The sequence below is a fragment of the Mycobacterium sp. NGS58 genome (assembly GCF_059812385.1).
Map to the genome: position 1 here is coordinate 82,181 of NZ_JCALCO010000018.1, position 17,055 is coordinate 99,235.

14 protein-coding genes are annotated in these 17,055 nt (G+C 68.6%); 4 read left to right on the plus strand and 10 right to left on the minus strand.

Going from position 1 to position 17,055, the window contains the following annotated elements; all coding sequences use genetic code 11:
• Position 1: 1 nt before the first annotated feature.
• Both AC5Y4H_RS17610 and AC5Y4H_RS17615 read left to right on the plus strand, forming a co-directional pair.
• Positions 2-3,082 carry a type I polyketide synthase gene (locus tag AC5Y4H_RS17610; protein WP_499983546.1) on the plus strand — a complete coding sequence of 1,027 codons (3,081 nt, stop codon included), beginning with the start codon at positions 2-4 and terminating at the stop codon, positions 3,080-3,082.
• 154 nt (positions 3,083-3,236) lie between these two features.
• A complete protein-coding gene (locus AC5Y4H_RS17615) occupies positions 3,237-4,298 on the plus strand; it encodes a type III polyketide synthase (protein WP_499983548.1) in 1,062 nt (353 codons plus the stop codon).
• Positions 4,299-4,339: 41 nt separating this feature from the next.
• On the opposite strand, the gene AC5Y4H_RS17620 is transcribed toward AC5Y4H_RS17615, so the two are convergent.
• The 9 genes from AC5Y4H_RS17620 to AC5Y4H_RS17660 form a co-directional block, all read right to left on the minus strand.
• A complete protein-coding gene (locus tag AC5Y4H_RS17620; protein WP_499983550.1) occupies positions 4,340-6,130 on the minus strand; it encodes an ABC-F family ATP-binding cassette domain-containing protein in 1,791 nt (596 codons plus the stop codon).
• Between the two features lie 22 nt (positions 6,131-6,152).
• A complete protein-coding gene (locus AC5Y4H_RS17625) occupies positions 6,153-6,842 on the minus strand; it encodes a PAS and ANTAR domain-containing protein (RefSeq protein ID WP_499983551.1) in 690 nt (229 codons plus the stop codon).
• Positions 6,843-6,946: 104 nt separating this feature from the next.
• Positions 6,947-8,053: an enolase C-terminal domain-like protein gene (locus AC5Y4H_RS17630; protein WP_499983553.1), complete on the minus strand. Its 1,107-nt coding sequence runs from the start codon at positions 8,051-8,053 to the stop codon at positions 6,947-6,949.
• Complete coding sequence (locus AC5Y4H_RS17635) at positions 8,050-9,066, minus strand: SDR family oxidoreductase (RefSeq protein ID WP_499983554.1); 1,017 nt, start codon at positions 9,064-9,066, stop codon at positions 8,050-8,052. Before AC5Y4H_RS17635 ends, AC5Y4H_RS17630 begins: the two co-directional genes overlap by 4 nt.
• A gap of 31 nt (positions 9,067-9,097) precedes the next feature.
• Complete coding sequence (locus AC5Y4H_RS17640; protein ID WP_499983556.1) at positions 9,098-10,888, minus strand: glycoside hydrolase family 15 protein; 1,791 nt, start codon at positions 10,886-10,888, stop codon at positions 9,098-9,100.
• Positions 10,881-12,578: a GMC family oxidoreductase gene (locus tag AC5Y4H_RS17645; RefSeq protein WP_499983557.1), complete on the minus strand. Its 1,698-nt coding sequence runs from the start codon at positions 12,576-12,578 to the stop codon at positions 10,881-10,883. The genes AC5Y4H_RS17640 and AC5Y4H_RS17645 overlap by 8 nt, the downstream gene beginning before the upstream one ends.
• Positions 12,578-13,324 carry a gluconate 2-dehydrogenase subunit 3 family protein gene (locus tag AC5Y4H_RS17650; RefSeq protein ID WP_499983559.1) on the minus strand — a complete coding sequence of 249 codons (747 nt, stop codon included), beginning with the start codon at positions 13,322-13,324 and terminating at the stop codon, positions 12,578-12,580. The genes AC5Y4H_RS17645 and AC5Y4H_RS17650 overlap by 1 nt, the downstream gene beginning before the upstream one ends.
• Positions 13,325-13,342: 18 nt before the next feature.
• Entirely contained in the window at positions 13,343-13,849 is a 507-nt protein-coding gene (locus AC5Y4H_RS17655) for a hypothetical protein (protein ID WP_499983560.1), read from the minus strand.
• 35 nt (positions 13,850-13,884) lie between these two features.
• The gene (locus AC5Y4H_RS17660) at positions 13,885-14,022 is read right to left on the minus strand and encodes a hypothetical protein (protein WP_499983562.1); all 138 of its coding nucleotides are present in this window, start codon (positions 14,020-14,022) and stop codon (positions 13,885-13,887) included.
• Positions 14,023-14,298: 276 nt separating this feature from the next.
• On the opposite strand from AC5Y4H_RS17660, the gene AC5Y4H_RS17665 reads away from it, so the two are divergent.
• Entirely contained in the window at positions 14,299-14,559 is a 261-nt protein-coding gene (locus AC5Y4H_RS17665; RefSeq protein WP_499983564.1) for an Mtp family mycobacterial-type pilin, read from the plus strand.
• Between the two features lie 29 nt (positions 14,560-14,588).
• Here AC5Y4H_RS17665 and AC5Y4H_RS17670 read toward each other — a convergent pair whose 3' ends face one another.
• Entirely contained in the window at positions 14,589-15,434 is an 846-nt protein-coding gene (locus tag AC5Y4H_RS17670) for an SDR family NAD(P)-dependent oxidoreductase (protein ID WP_499983566.1), read from the minus strand.
• Between the two features lie 105 nt (positions 15,435-15,539).
• Between AC5Y4H_RS17670 and AC5Y4H_RS17675 the strand changes: the two genes are divergently transcribed.
• The gene (locus tag AC5Y4H_RS17675; RefSeq protein WP_499983568.1) at positions 15,540-16,997 is read left to right on the plus strand and encodes an HNH endonuclease signature motif containing protein; all 1,458 of its coding nucleotides are present in this window, start codon (positions 15,540-15,542) and stop codon (positions 16,995-16,997) included.
• Positions 16,998-17,055: the final 58 nt, after the last annotated feature.

Genomic DNA, 17,055 nt, shown 5'->3' on the forward strand with positions numbered 1-17,055 from the left:
TTTGCGATCGACGGACGTAGCGATCATCGGGCTGGCATGCAGGTTCCCCGCCGCGGCCGGCCCCGGCGCGTTCTGGCGCTTGCTCTGCGACGGGCGGGAGGTCACTCAGTTCGCCGAGGACGCGGGCGAATTCGACGCCGACTTCTTCAATGTGTCACCGCGCGAGGCATGCGCGATGGATCCCCGGCAACGCCTGGCCCTCGAACTGGCCTGGGAGTTGTTCGAGGACGCCTTCTTGGTTCCGGAAACACTTGAAGGAGAGCAGGTTTCGGTGTACCTCGGGGCGATGACCGATGACTACGCCGCGCTGACGCTGCGCGATCTTGCCGACAACCTGGACCACCACACCTTCACCGGGATCAGCCGGGCGATGATCGCCAACCGCGTCTCGTATGCCTTCGGGTTGCGGGGACCCAGCATGACCATCGATTCCGGCCAGTCGTCTTCTCTGGTGGCCGTGCACCTCGGCTGCGAAAGCGTCGCCGCCGGTCAGTCGACGCTGGCGATCGCGGGCGGAGTCCATCTCAACCTGGCCGACGAAATCGCCGCGCTGGAACGGGAATTCGGCGCGGTATCGGTGTCCGGTCACACCTATGCGTTCGATCGGCGCGCCGACGGCTACGTGCGCGGTGAAGGTGGCGGGCTGGTGTTGCTGAAGCCCCTACCCGCGGCCCTGGACGACGGGGACCGCATCCGCGCGGTCATTCGCGGTAGCGCCGTGGGCAACGCCGGGCACAGCGCTACCGCCCAGACCGTGCCATCGGCGCGCAGCGAAGCCGGCGTGATCCGGCGCGCGCTCGCCGATGCCGGCCTGCGGCCCGGCGATGTCGATTACATCGAGGCCCACGGCACGGGGACGAAGGTCGGCGATGCGATCGAGGTCGAGGCGCTGGGGGAGATCTTCGCCGAGCGCGCCCACGATCCGGTGCGGGTGGGATCGGTGAAGACCAACACCGGTCACGCCGGAGGTGCGGCGGGAATCGCGGGCCTGCTCAAGGCCGTACTGGCAGTCGAGGACGGCACCATCCCACCCAGCCTCAACTACGCCGACCCGGAGGTTGACCTCAAAAGCCTTGGGCTGCAGGTCAACACCGCACTGACACCGTGGCCGGCGGTGGGTCATCCGCGGCGGGCGGGGGCCTCCTCGTTCGGCATGGGCGGCACCAACGCGCACGTCATCGTCGAGCAACCCCCCGTTCAGCGAGAAATGACGCCGCCGGAAGGGCCCGCGCGCGCAGTCGAGGCAGTGCCGTCGGTGTTGTCGGCCCGTTCCGAGGAGGCGCTGGCCAACCAGGCGCAACGGTTGTCCGCCCACATCGCCGACCGGGCTGATCTGAGCCCCCTCGACCTGGCCTGGTCGTTGGTCAGTACCCGGACGGTCTTCGAGCACCGAGCGGTGGTGGTGGGCGGCGATCGTCCGGCGCTGGTCCGCGGTTTGGCGGCCCTCGCGGCCGGCGAATCATCGCCGGATGTGGCGGTGGGCCGGGCGATCCGGTTGGGCAAGACCGTCTACGTGTTCCCCGGCCAGGGGTCGCAGTGGTTGGGGATGGGACGGCAACTCTATGACCGGTTCGACGTGTTCGCCCGGGCCTTCGACGAGGCCGCCGTGGCGGTGGACGCGCATCTGCGGCTGCCGCTGCGTGAGGTGATGTGGGGCAGCGACCCGGAGTTGTTGCAGAGCACCGAGTTTGCCCAGCCGGCGTTGTTCGTGCTCGGGATCGCGCTGGCGGCGTTGTGGCAGTCTTTGGGTGTGGCGCCGGACGTGGTGATGGGCCACTCGGTGGGCGAGATCGCGGCGGCATGTGTCGCCGGCGTGCTGTCGCTCGCGGACGCGGCGCGCATGGTGGCGGCGCGGGGACGGTTGATGGCGGCGCTGCCGGCCGGCGGGGTGATGGTGGCGGTCGGTGCCGGCGAGGCCGAGGTGGCTGGGTTGCTGAACGACGGGGTAAGCATCGCCGCGATCAACGGTCCGAACGCGGTGGTGCTTTCCGGGGCGCAGACGGCCGTGGAAGCGCTGGCGGACCGGCTGGCCGGGCAGGGCCGGCGCGTGCACCGGCTGGCGGTATCGCACGCGTTTCATTCGCCGCTAATGCAGCCCATGATGGCGGAATTTTCCGCGGCCGTGGCCGGCATCGAGGTGGGGGCGCCGCGAATCGGGTTGGTCTCCAACGTGACCGGGCGGCTGGCCGGTGCAGGATACGGGTCGCCGCAGTACTGGGCGGCGCACGTCGATCAGCCGGTGCGCTTCTTCGACGGTGTGCGGGCCGCAGAGGCGGCCGGCGCCGGAATCTTCCTGGAATTGGGTCCGGGCGCCTCCTTGACCGCGGCGATGGACCAATCGCTGAGCGCCGAGCGGGCCATATCGGTGGCCACCATGGCCATCGATCGCCCCGAGACGCAATCGCTGCTGGGCGCGGTCGGCCAGCTCTTCACCCGCGGTGTCGACCCGAACTGGGCCGGCCTGTTCGCCGGGATGAGCGTGCGACGCGTCGAGTTGCCGACGTATGGCTTTGTGCGGCAGAGGTTTTGGCTGGGCGCCGGCGCCTCGGAAACACCGGCCGCCGCCCGCACGCCCGACCTGGCGCGCCAGCTGCACGGACTGGCGCCCCACGACCAGAACCGGGTGTTGGTGGAGCTGGTGTGCGAGCATGCGGCGGCGGTGTCGGGCCATCCGGACGGCCACGCCATCGACCACGACCGCGCTTTCGGCGACCTCGGCTTTGATTCGATGATCGGGGTCGAGCTGCGCAACCGTCTCACCAGGCATACCGGCCTGGCGTTGTCGCGAACGCTGATCTTCGATTACCCGACTCCGGCCGCGCTGGCCGCCCATCTGCGCCGGCAGCTTCTGCATGACGAGGCGGGCGAATCGGAGGAGGAAAAGGTTTGGTCGGCGCTGCGCACCATTCCGGTGCGCGAGCTTCGAAGAACCGGGTTGCTCGAGAAACTTCTATTGCTCGCCGGCGTGCCGGAAACGCCGGTCCCCGATGCAAATGTCAGTGGCGACGACATCGACTCGTTGAGCCCCGACGCGTTAATCGCGATGGCGCTCAGATCGGCGGACGAGGATGACCCCGAATGACGAATTCTGTGCTGGCGTACATGATTACGCGACGGTCGGGCCGATTTAATAAGACATGTGTTGAATACATGGAATTTTTGCACCACCAAACGAAACCGCATAAACTTCCCCGCATTACGGGGAGCTTTTCTGCTGGGCCATCACGAGGTAGAACATGAGCGTCATCGCGGGTGTATTCGGCGCGTTGCCGCCACATCGGTATAGCCAACGCGAAATCACCGACGCGCTGGTCGAGTTCCCCGCATTAAAGGAACACGAAGGCATCGTCCGGCGCCTGCACGCCGCCGCCAGGGTCAACGGCCGCCATTTCGTGCTGCCCCTCGAGCGGTACCGCGAGCTGACCGACTTCGGCGCCACCAACGAGATTTTCATCGACAAAGCCGTGCAGCTGGGCTGCGACGCGCTGCAGGGTGCCCTCGACGAGGCCGGGCTGCAACCGCAAGACATCGACATGATTGTCACCACGACGGTCACCGGCATCGCCGTCCCGTCGCTCGATGCCCGGATCGTCGGGCGGCTGGGCCTACGTCCGGACGTGCGCCGCGCGCCGCTGTTCGGGCTGGGCTGCGCGGCCGGTGCGGCGGGCGTTGGACGGCTGCACGATTACCTGCGGGGCGCGCCCGACGGCGTCGCCGTCCTGGTGTCGGTCGAGCTCTGTTCGCTCACCTTCCCGACGGTCAGGCCGACCGTTTCCGGACTGGTCGGGACGGCCATGTTCGGTGACGGCGCCGGGGCCGTGGTCGCAGTCGGCGACCGTCGCGCCGCGCAGCTGGATTCCGCCGGGCCCGACATCGTGGATTCGCGTAGCCGCCTGTACCCCGAATCGCTGCACATCATGGGCTGGAACATCGGCTCGGACGGCATGCAGCTGGCGATGTCCCCCGAACTGCCGGACGTCATCGAGCGTTATCTGGCCGACGACGTGAACGGGTTCCTCGCCGGACACGGCCTGACCAACGACGACATCGGCGCCTGGGTGACCCACCCCGGCGGGCCGAAGGTGATCAACACGATCGCCAGGAGCCTCGAACTGCCCATGGAGGCGCAGGAATTGACCTGGCGCTCGCTCGGGGAAGTCGCCAACCTTTCGTCGGCGTCCGTGCTGCACATCCTGCGCGACACGATCGCCAAACCGCCGCCCAGCGGCAGCCCGGGGCTGATGCTCGCGATGGGTCCCGGCTTCGGCTCCGAACTGGTCTTGCTGCGCTGGCACTGACCAGGTGATTGCCTCGCGAAACCTGTTGCGGCTTAATTTCTTTACTCCAGCTGCTCCGAGCGTTCCAGCCAGCGGATCTCCGTGTCGGCGACCTCGTCTTCGAGCGCGCGCAACTCCTGGGTGAGCCGGGTGATGCCGACGTGGTCGGACTGATCGTGCGCGGCGAGCTCCTTGTGCTTGTCCTCGATCCGGTCCGCCAGCCGCGCGAGCTGCCGATCGAGGGCGGCGACCTCTTTTTCCGCGGCTCGGCGCTGCGCGCCGGACATCTCGGGTTGCGTTGGCTGCGCGGGCCCCGTGGACCGCGACGCTCCAGCGGACGCCTCGCTGGTCCGCCGGGCGGCCAGTCGCAGATACTCGTCGACACCGCCGGGCAGATGGCGTAACCGGCCGTCGAGCACCGCGTACTGCTGGTCGGTGACGCGCTCCAGCAGGTAGCGGTCGTGCGAGACGACGATCAAAGTGCCCGCCCACGAGTCGAGCAAGTCCTCCATCGCGGCCAGGGTGTCGGTGTCGACGTCGTTGGTCGGCTCGTCGAGCAGCAACACGTTGGGCTCGGACAGCAGCGTCAGCATCAGCTGCAGCCGCCGCCGCTCACCGCCGGAGAGATCCTCGACGCGGGCGGACAGCTGACCGCGGCCGAACCCGAGGCGCTCCAGGAGTTGCGTCGGGGTGGCCTCCCGGCCGTCGACCTGATAACTGCCCCGCAGCCGGCCCAGCACGTCGGCGATCCGCTCGCCACCGACCGCGACCAGGGCGTCGCCCTGCTGGTCGAGCACGGCCAGGCGGACGGTCTTGCCGCGTTTGACGCGGCCGGTGTCCGGCGTGATGGTGCCGTCGATCAAGCCCAGCAGCGTCGACTTCCCCGCGCCGTTGGCCCCGACGATGCCGGTGCGCTCGCCGGGGGCGATCCGCCACTCGATGTCACGAAGCACCGGGCGGCCCCCGAACGAGACCGACGCGCCGAGCAGGTCGATCACGTCCTTGCCCAGCCGGGCGGTGGCCAGCTTGGCCAGCTCGACGGTGTTGCGCAGCGGCGGCACGTCGGCGATCAGCTGGTTGGCCGCCTCGATCCGGAACTTGGGCTTGGAGGTGCGCGCCGGCGCCCCGCGGCGCAGCCATGCCAGCTCCTTGCGCATCAGGTTTTGCCGCTTCGCCTCGGCGGAGGCGGCCGCTCGGTCCCTTTCGAGCCGCTGCAGGACGTAGGCCGCGTACCCGCCGTCGAACGGTTCGACGATTCCGTCGTGCACCTCCCACGTGGTGCTGGCGACTTCGTCGAGGAACCAGCGGTCGTGGGTCACCAACAGCAGCCCGCCGGTGTTGCGTGCCCAGCGCTGGCCCAGATGGCCGGCCAGCCAGGTGATGCCCTCGATGTCCAGATGGTTGGTGGGCTCGTCGAGTGCGATGACGTCCCACTCGCCCACCAGCAACCTGGCCAGCTGCACCCGCCGGCGCTGGCCGCCGGACAGCGTGGCGACCGTTGCCTCCCAGGCGATGTCGGAGACCAGTCCGGCGACCACGTCGCGGACCCGCGGGTCACCGGCCCACTGGTGTTCGGCCGCCTCGCCCACCAGCGTGTAGCCCACGCTGCGGTCCGATTCCAGGGTGTCGGCCTGGCTCAGCGCACCGACCCGCAACCCGCTGCGCTGGGTGACCCGGCCGGAATCGGGGCGTAGTTGGCCGGTCAACAGCCGCAGCAGGCTGGATTTGCCGTCACCGTTTCGCCCGACGATGCCGATCCGCGCTCCGTCGTTGACCCCGAGCGTGATCGAGTCGAAGACCACCTGAGTCGGATATTCGAGGTGTACGGCCTCAGCTCCAAGTAGGTGCGCCACCGGGCCGACCCTACTGTCGCGGCTAGCCGAGGGTCAGCAGTGCCTGGTCCACCTCGTTCTGTGTTTCCGACGACGTCTTGCTGGCCACGGCGTCCAGGAAGCGGTTGGCGACGTCGCGCAGCTTGAGATTCGTCTCCTGGGAACGCCACACCAGGATGTCGAACGCGCGCGCGGCCGAGATGCCGTAGGCCGTCATCAGCACGCCCTTGGCCTGCTCGATACGCGCCCGTGCCTCGGCCACGGCCGACAGGACGTTGGTGATATCGGAGTGCAGTGACTCGGTGACGTCGACGTAGAACCCGGACGTGCCGGCCAGGTTGCCGTCGTCATCGAGTATCCGGTCGCCGACGACGACGACGCAGTGAGTGCGCCCGCGGGTGTCGACGATGCGATGCCTGCTGCTGAACGGTTTACCCTTGCGCACTCGATCCAGCACCGCCGCAACGTGTTCGCGGTCTTCGGGATGTTTGTGCTGCAGCAGTAGTTCCGTGGTGGGCTCCACCTGCCCCGGCTTGTAGCCGTGCATCCGCGCCACCGCGTCCGACCACTCCCAGCGATCGCCGTCGAGGAAAAAGCTGAATCGGCCGACCTTCTGCGGGTCGCCAAGACCGAGAACCAAGTCGACCGCGCTCAGGTCGTTGTCCTCGACGACGTCGGACCCCAGCGCCTCACGGCACTCAACGGTTTTGTCGTCGGAGTTCTTCACCGTCATCGCGTTTCCCCAATTCCTGTTGTGAAAACCTTGGCGTATCAATTCCCGTTTTTGCGGACTTCCATACCTGGCCGCACCAGGGGAATTCGGCGCCCGCTCGACCGTCAGGCCGTCCGAAAGGGCTCGGCGTCTTGATGCTTGAACTCCAGGCCGAACCCCGGGCGATGTTGATCGGGCCGCAATGCGCCGCCCTCGGGCGACAGCGCGCCGTCGAAAAGCATCTGTTCGATGCGGTGGTGGTCGTGGAAGTACTCCAGATGCCGCAGATTGGGGACGGTGGTAGCGACGTGGGCGTGCAGGTTGGGAGCGCAGTGCCCCGAGACGTCCACGTTGTAGGAGGCGGCCACGGCCGCGGCGCGCACCCAGTCGGTGATTCCTCCGCAGCGCGTGACGTCGATCTGCAGGCAGTCGACCGCGTCGGCGGCGAGCATCCGGTTGAAGTAGGCCAGGTCGTAGCCGTACTCGCCGGCGGTGACGTCCGGGCTTACTTGGTCGCGCACCTCACGCAACCCGGCCAGGTCGTCGGAGGACACGGGTTCTTCGAACCACGTGACGCCCTGGTCGGCCATGGCGTGGGCCACCCGAATCGCCTGTTTGCGGCGATAGCCACCGTTGGCGTCCACGTATAGTTCGACGTCGGGCCCGATCACCTTGCGCGCCAATGCGATCCGATCCAAATCCCGGCTTACGTCGGAGCCCCACGACTCACCGATCTTGATTTTGACGCGCGGAATCTTCCATTCGTCGACCCAGCGCTCGAGCTGGGCTCGGGTGGTGGACTCGTCGTAGGTGGTGAACCCGCCGCTGCCGTAGATCGGTACCTCGGGGTGCGCCATGCCGAGCAGCCGGCATACCGGTAGCTCAAGCAGCTTGCCCTTGAGATCCCAGAGCGCGGTGTCGACCGCCGAGATCGCGCACGAGGCCAGCCCGGGCCGCCCGTTGTTGCGCATTGCGCTGACCATCGACCCCCACCGCGCCGGGATGTCCACGGCGCTGTGTCCGGTGAGCGCTGCGGCGAGCTTGCCGCCGATCAGCTTGCCGCACGCGCCGTCGGCATAGGTGTAGCCGATCCCGCGTCGGCCGCCGGCCGCAACCTCGGCCAGCACCAGGGTGGTTGACGACCAGGACAGGGTGCCGTCGGCTTCTGGTGCGTCGGTGGGGATTTCGTAAACCTGCGCGGTGACCTCCTCGATCCGCGCGTCGGGCGTCATCGACACCACCGTCGCCCCGCCCGGCCCGCGAGCCAGGCGCCCAGTCCGGCGGCGCTCAGTGCGCCGGTGCCGCTGACGACCGGGTGCTGGGACGCCCACAGTTGCGGGCTGTGGGCATGCGACTTGTCGTCGAACTGCCCGCGCGGCCCGTGGTCGGTGCCCGGCTCCTGATCCAGCGGCTGCCACAAGTTGTTGGGCCGGTCGCGGCTGACGTGCTCCTTGGTCTGCTGGGAGTCGTAGCCGGTGCGGCCGAGATAGCGGTCCAGCAGCGGCGCGACGAACTTCTGGCCCAGCAGCGTCACCATGGTGGAGTCGCCGACCCAATATTGTTTCCGCCCAGGATGATCGGCGGCATACACGACGCCGCGGGCGGCCACCTCGGGCTGATAGATCGGCGGCACCGGCTGGGGATGGCGGGGGAGCCGGGACAACACCCAGGAGAATTGCGGGGTGTTGACCGCCGGCATCTGGACGACGGTGATCCGTACCTTCGAGCCCTCGTGGAACAGTTCGCAGCGCACCGACTCGGTGAAACCATTGACGGCGTGTTTGGCGCCGCAGTAGGCGGACTGCAGCGGGATCGATCGCTGGCTCAGGGCCGAACCGACCTGCACGATGGTGCCGCGGTTGCGGGGGCGCATCTTGGCCAGTGCGGCCATGGTGCCATGCACATAACCGAGGTAGGACACCTCGGTCACGCGTTTGAATTCCTCGGCGCTGATCTCGCTGAACGGCGCGAACACCGACGTGAACGCGACGTTGACCCAGACGTCGATGGGGCCGAAGGCGGATTCGGCCTCGTCGGCGGCGGCGACGACGGCCGAGTGGTCGGCCACATCGGTCGGAATGGTCAGCGCCTTGCCGCCGCCGGCTTCGACGTCGCGCGCGGCACCGTCGAGCCCGGCGGCGCCGCGAGCGAGCAGGACGACGTTGGCACCGCGCTGTCCGAACTCCTTCGCGGTGGCGCGGCCAATGCCCGCGCTCGCTCCGGTGATCACCACTGTCTGTGTCATCGCAGAACTGCCTTTCGCTCGATCGGAGGAATCACTCATGGTGGGCGTCGTCGTCGGTGAGGGTTGCCGTGCATTCGAGCATCAGCGCGTGCGCGAACGCCTGCGGCAGGTTGCCGCGGAGCTGGCGCTGCCGGACGTCGTACTCCTCGCAGAACAGCCCCGGAGGGCCGCATGCGGCGCGGTTGCGTTCGAACCAGCGCATCGCGCAATCACCATGGCCCAGTTGATCTTCGGCCAGCGCCATCATGAAACCGCAGAGCAGGAAGGCGCCCTCGGCATCGCCGAGGTCGCGCTCGTCGTGGCGGAAACGGTAGACGAAACCGTCGTCGGTGAGTTCCCGGCGGACGGCGTCCAGGGTGGCCCGGGTGCGCGGGTCTTCGGCGGGCAGGGCGCCGCGCACGGGCGGCAGCAGCAGTGAGGCGTCGACCCCCGTCAGCCGGGGGCTGCGTTGCCAATAACCTTGCGGGTGCAGGCTGCTCGACGCGGTGTCGGCCAGGATCGCGTCGGCCAGCGAGGCGCAGGCCGCCACGTCGGGACCGGCGCCGGCCAGTTTCGCGATGGCACGCAGCCCGGCCACGCAGGCCAGTCGTGACTGCGTCCAGTGCTCGTCGTCGATCTCCCAGACCCCGGCATCCGGTTCGCGCCAGCGCTTTTCGATGGCCCCGATGGCCGTCTGCACGGCGCGCCAACCGTCGGCATCGAGCCGGTCGGCCTCGCCCGCCTTGGCCAGCAGCTGCAGCGCCTCGCCGAAGACATCGAGCTGGAATTGCTGGTTGACCCAGTTGCCGACCTTGTCGGTGCCGCCGGGATACCCGGGAAGGTCGAGCGCTTCCTCGCTGGGCACCGCCCCGCCGGTGACGGTATAGGCGGGTTTGAGGTTCGGGCCGTCGTCGAGCAGCCGGGCCCCGACGAATTCGACCGCCGCGTCCAGCAATTCGGTCGTGCCGACGGCGGCGGCGGCCATGCCGGCGTACACCTGGTCCCGGATCCAGGCGTACCGGTAGTCGTAGTTCTGATTGGTGTGCGCGCGTTCGGGCAGGCTCATCGTGGCAGCGGCCACCATGCCACCGCCACTGCTGGTCAGCCCGCGCAGCACCGCGTAGGAGTGGCGACCGTCGCGGGGGGCGATGGTGCAGTCCAGGCTGGGCATGCTGCGCTGCCAGGCGGCCGCGGTGGCGTCCCAGGCCAGATCGGGATCGGGAGGCGCCTCGGGCAGCGCGCGTTCGGACAGCTCCAGCACCAGGTCGTGCTGGCCGCCCTCCTCGAGGGTGATCTCGCAGGTGAGCAACTCGCCGTTGTCGTGCGCGGCCTTGAGGGTGCGCGCGTCGCAGCCGGGCAGCCACCGCCAGCGCAACCGCCCCGACCGTCCGCTCCACACCCCGCCATCACAGGTCGGCTGTTCCAGGCCGTGCCGGCCGAAGCCCGCGGCGGGGGCCAGCAGCACCCGCACCCGCGCCGTCCCCCGGCACACCGTGAGCCGGCGCAGCAGCACCACCCGGTCCCGGTCGCCCGGAAAGGCCAGCGCCTCACGGCATTCCACGGTGCCGTCGCGGGTAATCCAGCGATTGCGCCAGATCAGGCTGCCCGGCTCGTAATAACCTCCCCACACGTGCCGGACATCGGTCGGGGTGATCGCGTAAACACCGCCACCGCCAATGAGATTGGAGAAGACGGCGTCGGAGTCCCAGTGCGGCGCGCACATCCACGCCACGTCACCCTGCGGCCCGAGCAGCGCGCCGCGCTCGCCGTCGGCGAGCAGCGCGTACTCACGCAGCACCCGCGGCGCGAAAATCGTTTCGGTGTCGATCGTCTGGTCAGCCACGGGCTCCCGCCTCCGACCTCCGTCCCGCAGTGGTATCGATCTTCCCGCCGGCCAGCCGTTGGGCGAGCCGCGAGGCGAGCGCCATGATGGTCAGGGCGGGGTTCGCCGACCCTTGGGTCGGGCATACGGAGCCGTCGGCGAGGAACAGGTTCGGCACGCCCCACACGCGTTGATCGGAGTCCACGACCGAGTTTCGCGGGCTGGTGCCCATGCGGGCGCCGCCGATCAGGTGGGCGAAGCGCTCGATGGTGAGCACGTCCTGGGCGTCGGCGGCGTGCAGTATGTCGCCGATCACTTTGGTGGAGTACGCCATGTTGGCCTTGTCGTTGTCGCACAGCGTGTAGTCGAACCGGGCCACCGGAATGCCGTACGGATCCTTCTCGTCGGCCAGCGTCACGCGATTGTCCGGCAGCGGCAACAGCTCGTTGAGCACGCCGACGGTCGCCCAGTGGTTGTAGTCACGCATGTATTCGCGCATGGCCCGGCCCCAATGACCTTCGGCAAGAACATGTTCCGCCCAGCCGATGGGCATCGGCGATACCGTCTGGATGGCGAAGCCGCGGGCGAACCCCCGGGACAGGTCGGTCTCGTAGAACTGTTCGGACGTCACCTCCGGGGGCGGCGCCTTGTACATCCGGACCTCCTCGGCCCACCGGCCCGCGGACTGGGTGGCGCCCTGCACCATCACGTAGCGCCCGACCTGATCGTCGTTGTTGCCCAGCCCATTCGGGAAGCGTTCGCTGGCAGAATTCAACAACAGGCGCGGTGTTTCGATCGAGTATCCCGCGATGGCAACAACTTTGGCGCGCTGCAACCGCTCCTTCCCGCCGATCTCGTCGTAGTAGACCACGCCCCTGGCGGTGCCGCTCTCGTCGAGCTCGACGCGGGAGGCCATGCAGTTGGCGCGTATCTCCACGGCATGGGCCAGCGCGTCGGGCAGGTGCGTGACGTACGGGCTGGCCTTCGCATTGACCTTGCAGCCCTGCAGGCAGTAGCCGCGGTAGATGCAGTGCGGGCGGTTGCCGAAGGTGCCGTTGACGATGCCGACGGGTCCCACCCGCATCTCGATGCCGAGCTTGAGCGCTCCCTCCCAGATCTTCGCGGCAGCCCCCGAAATCGGATGCGGCGCAAAGGGATAGCGATGCGGGTCGCCCCAGGGCCAGTTCTGGCCGGCCACGGGCAGCTCGAGTTCCACCTGTTCGTAGTGGCGGCGAATGTCCTCGTAACGGATGGGCCAGTCCGCGCCGACCCCGTCTCGGGTATAGGTCTCGAAGTCGCTGGGGTGAAACCGCGGGGTGTACCCGGCGTAATGCACCATGGAGCCGCCCACCCCGCGCCCGGAGTTGTTCTTGCCCAGCTCGATTGGGTCATCGCCGCCGATGATGCGTTTCTGCGTCCAGTACAGAGCATGGGACCCGGCCTCGTCGGACACCCAGTCCTCGTCGGGATGCCAGAACGGGCCGGCCTCGAGGATCACGACCCGCCAGCCCTCGCGCGCCAGCCGTTGCGCCAGCACCGAACCACCGGCCCCGGCGCCCACTACGACCAGATCGACCTCGTCGTCGTCGGCGTAGCGGCGCATCGTCTTCTCGCCGGGCAAGTCGCGCGTGTGCACGTCGAGCAGGAATCGCGAATCGTTGTCCTTCGGTTCGACCGCTCCCTTGAACAGGCCCCGCAGCAGGTCACCCATCACAGCTCCCCGTTGTTCACGACCTGCACCGGATCTTCGTCGGTGGCGCCGCGGGTCTCATACGGTTCGCGCGCGGCGGCGGGGCCGGTGGCACCGCCCAGGCGCATGAAACCCCGCGGGTACGCCGGCCCGCCGAATCCGATCTCGTTCCACGCCCACGGGTGGGAGTAGAAGCCGGACAACGTCGCTCGCATGCACACCGACCACGCGCGCTTGACGTTCAAGCTCTCCCACACTCCGCCTTGCAGATCCGCCTGCGCAAACTTGTCGATGATCGCTTCGCGGGTGGCGGGATCGGCGTCGGCGAATGACGATTTGCCGTACTGGGCCGAGGCCGTCTCGTCGAGTCCGCGCAGCACCAGCCGCCAGGTGTCACGATCGTCGGGCATGTCGGCGTACTGGTAGCCGTCCAGGCGGCCGTCGGCGAGCTTGGAGTCGACGGACTCCGCGGCCGGCACTCGCGGTTCGACGTCCTGCGCGAGCACGGTGTCGCAGAACGCGCGCAGGCACGGTTCCTCTTCGGGAGTGAAAAACCGTAGCGGCCCAGGCGGTTCCAGCCGGGCCAGCACCACCTTCCTGGTGGCCTCGTCCCACTTGTCCGCGGTTTCCAGCACGTCGTAATCGGGGTAGCGACCGATCATCTGCGGCGTGATGCCGCGGCGTTGCTTGGGCAACCAGGACGGGTGCGGTGGCTTGCCATCGGGGCGCAGGTTGGGCAGGTGGTCGGGGCGTGAGGTGTTGGCCATCTCAGGAATCCCAGCCCCCTAGTCCCGGAACCGTTCGCGGCGCAGGATCGACGCCAGCAGCCCCATCCCGCCGACCATGCACATCAGTCCCGGCGCCGCGATCGGCGGCCCCATCGGCACGTTGTACGACGCGTTCTTCCACCCGCCCGGCTTGCGGGCAACCCCGCGCGCATGCAGGTATTCGCCCATCAGTCCGTTGGCCGTGTAGATGCCCGCGGTGATGGGCAGCCAGAGTTTGGCCCAGCGCCGCGAGAACACCCCGCCGACTCCGGCGACGACCACCGGCGGCGTCACCACGATCGGGCTCCACATCCACTTGTTGCCGAAGCTGGCTTTGTAGTGCTCGAAGTAGATTTCGGCGGTCGTGACCAGTGCCGCCACGGCGGTCAGCCCGGACAGCGAGCGTTCGAAACGGCCGTGCGCGACGTCATACAACGCCCTTCCGGCCAGATGCTGGACCTCGCCGAGTCCGTCGCTGCCAGCGGTGCGGCCTTTGCGCCGCCCGCCGTTGCCCAGCAACAACATTTCTCTTCCTTTCTCGCGTATGCCCGGTCCGGCGACTACCGGCGCCGGCCGGCTTTTTCGGTACGGAGGTTGGCGGCGTTCTGCGCGCGGGCCAGACCGTCGTTCGCTGGCCGCGAGAACGCGGGGATGGATTCGGTGGTGGGTCCGCCGACGAACTCTGTCGTCGTGTCCAAGAAACGACCTCGCCTTCGGGCTAAAGACACACACGATCCGGCGGGCTTCGGTCCCGGCACTGTCGCTGCAGTACGGGTTGCCAAAGCTGCCCAGATAACTGGAAAGCGCCCAGCTGTGTCTTTCAACCGAGGAGGCCCCGACGACGCGTCGCGACCGAAGCGCATCGGCTGTGTACCCGGCGTCGTGCCGCGCAAACTGGGCCGCAGCCGGTTCTCAGCGTGCTTTCAGGAGCATTGACCGGGATTGGTCAGCGCCCAAGTGGGTAACACCCGATCATGAAAAAGATCGTGCGCATCGCAGCATCGGCGATCGCCCTGGCCGCCGGCCTTGGGCTCGCCGGGTCGGGGGCGTCCGCCGTGGCACACGCCCATCCCGCGCCGTTGCCCGCTTACCACTGGTGCCCCGGGCAATGGTGGGATCCGGGCTGGGGCGGTAACTGGGACGCGGGTCGTTGCCACGGCGACCACTTTTACGACGGTGAAGTCCACGACCAGGGCCACTGGCACAACGGTCCGTGGGATCCGAACTGGCGCTGATCGGCCGTCGGGCCCGGCTATACAGCGGATTACACTGCGCTGCCGTGTATTTCGCGTAGACGCTTGAGCGTGCGACGCGCGGCGCACGTCGAGATACTCGGCGCGAACCGATCCAGGTACCACAGCGCCTTCCACCAAGACGGCACTATGACGATCGCGTCCCCGCGTAACACGGCCCGAAGGACGCGGGTGGCGAATTTGTCCGGAGCCATCGGCCGCATCGGCTTCCAGAACTTGAGCAGCTCCTCGTCGCTGGCGCCCGTATTCGTCATGCGCCCATACACGCCGCCGGTGAGGATAGGGGTCCTGATCGCGCCGGGGCACAGCACCGACACCTTCACGTTGTGGCGCTCGGCTTCCAGCCGCAACGCCTTCGACAGCGCGACCACGGCATGCTTGGAGGCGGTGTAGCTGGCGGTGCCGGGGCCGGCCAACAGTCCGGCCATCGACGCCGTGTTGACGATGTGGCCCGAGCGCTGCCGGATCATGGTCGGATACACCGCCTGGATGCCGTGCACCACTCCGTGCAGGTTCACGGCCAGCACGTCATTCCAGTCGTCAAGGGTGTAGGAGTCGACCTCACCGCCGACCCCGATGCCGGCGTTGTTGAACAGGTAATCGATCCGCCCGGACCGTTGCACCGCTTCGGCCACCGCAGCCTCGAACGCGGGGTAGCTGCGGACATCGAGTTGGACCGCGTGCGCTTTGGTGCGGTCACTGCCGAGGCGCTGCGCCAGCTCTTGCGCCGCACCAAGCTGGCGATCGGCGAGCCACACCTCCGCGCCGCCCTCGACCAACGTGGTGGCCAGCGCGGCGCCGATGCCCGAGGCACCGCCGGTGATGAACGCGACCTTTCCCGACAGGCTCGACACCATGAGGGAAGGATAGGCGGCTGCCTGGCCGGCCGGACACAGGTTTTGCCAGGACAGTCGCGGATAGTCACGGCGCCGATGTCGTACCCGGTTGGCATAATCGAATGTATGTTCGAGTGGTGGTCTGCGTCGCGGGAGACGGCGGAGTCGGCGGCGTTGCTGGATCGGGTGCGTGAGGCCGGGCGCGCGGAGGCGCGGGCGGCCGCGCAGCGGTTGGTGGCCGCGGGTGAGTTGTTGGTGTTGCGCTGCCGGGAGTCGGGGGAGCGGGCGGACTGGTCGGCTGATGCGTGGGAGGCGGTGGCCGCGCAGCTGGGTGCGGCGCTGGGGTGCAGTGTGGCGATGGGGCACAGTTATCTGCGCTATGCCATGGCGATGCGCGATCGGTTGCCGCGGGTCGGCGAGGTGTTTCGGTCCGGTGATATCGACTATCGGGCGTTTCAGACGATCGTGTTTCGCACCGACTTGATCACCGATGCCGGGGTGCTGGCCCAAGTCGACGCGCAACTGGCGGCGTTGGTGTCGCGGCGCCCCTCGCTGACCCGGGGCGGGTTGGCCGCCGCGGTGGACCGGGTGGTGGCGGTGGTGGATGCCGACGCGGTGCGCCGCGCCAAGGACGCGTTGCGTGATCGCTATGTCGATGTGCTCGCCCACGAGTCCGGGATGGCGTATGTGAGCGGCAGCGTCGTTGCCACTGACGGCCAGGCGTTGGATCGGCGCCTCGATGCGCTGGCCGCCACCGTGTGCGAGGCCGATCCGCGGACCGCCACGCAGCGGCGCGCGGATGCGTTGGGGGTGTTGGCCGCGGGGGGCTCGCGGCTGGTGTGTGGCTGTGGGCGTGGTGAGTGCACGGCGGGCGCGCCGGCGCCCAAGAGCAGTGTGGTGATCCACGTGGTCGCTGAGCGGGCCAGCGTGGAGGGCATGGCGTCGACGCCGGCCGTGTCGCCGGGGGTGGAGGGGCTGATCCCGGCCGAGGTGGTCGCCGAGCTGGCCCGCTCGGCGCGGCTGGTACCGCTAAGGCCACCGGCCGGCGCCGAGGACCGCTACACCCCGTCGGCTGCGCTGGCCGACTTCGTGCGGTGCCGGGATCTGACCTGTCGGGCCCCGGGCTGTGATCGTCCGGCCACCGAGTGCGATCTCGACCATACGATCCCGTACGCCGATGGCGGCGCTACGCAGGCCTCGAACCTCAAGGCGTTGTGTCGTCTTCACCATTTGATGAAGACGTTCTGGGGCTGGCGCGACTGCCAGCTGCCCGACGGGACAGTGATCTGGACGCTGCCCGACGCACAGACCTACGTCACCACCCCGGGCAGCGCCCTGCTGTTTCCCAGCCTCTGCGCCCCCACCGGCGACGCGCCTGCACCGGCCGCACCCACACCCGGCTACTGCGGCGACCGCACCGCCATGATGCCTCGGCGCACGCGCACCCGCGCCCAAAACCGCGCCGCCCGCATCACCACCGAACGGCGGCAAAACCACCAAGCACGGCTGGCACGCGCAGCCTCCTCGGCGGGCTATGCCCGGTCCACCACCTACGAACCCGACGAGGATCCACCACCCTTCTAACGGGGTTCAGGGCTGGTTCTCACCTCATACCGAGCGGCGGCTGCGACCTTGAGGGCGT